We start from the raw sequence: 442 nt of genomic DNA, 5'->3' as shown, positions 1-442 counted from the left end.
CAAAAACGACCCCTTTCTGAGAAACGGGTTCACGATGGCCTTCATGCTGAATGGAGGCCCGGTTTGGGATGCTTGTTGTGGAAACAATTGGAAAGATCCGTCGCGCGCATTTTGTCGAAGGAAAGGCGATCAAGGCGATCTGCCGGGACCTTGGGATATCGCGGCAGACGGTACGCAAGGTGATCCGGTCGGGACAGACGTCTTTTGACTATCACCGAGAACGACAGCCTCTTCCCCGGATTGGTCCATGGGAGGGAAGATTGTGCGCTCTTCTTGAGGAGAACGTGGCGCGTCCGGCCCGCGAACGGCTGAGCCTCATCCGTCTGTTCGAACTGCTGCGTGAGGAAGGATATGAAGGAAGCTATGATGCCGTAAGGCGATATGGCCGACGGTGGGAAGACCGCCATGAGACGGGGCGGCGGGCCGCCTATGTTCCGCTGAG

General features: G+C 57.9%; 2 pseudogenes. Both read left to right on the top strand.

What is annotated here, in order from left to right:
* Nucleotides 1–208 (top strand): annotated as a pseudogene (locus B7449_RS22220) (secretion protein); the annotation flags it as partial.
* A gap of 52 nt (nucleotides 209–260) precedes the next feature.
* A pseudogene (locus B7449_RS24410) lies at nucleotides 261–442 on the top strand (IS21 family transposase); the annotation flags it as partial.

This window comes from Komagataeibacter intermedius TF2, from assembly GCF_000964425.1.
Lineage (GTDB): Bacteria > Pseudomonadota > Alphaproteobacteria > Acetobacterales > Acetobacteraceae > Komagataeibacter > Komagataeibacter intermedius.
This window is presented reverse-complemented; position numbering and strand designations above follow the sequence as displayed.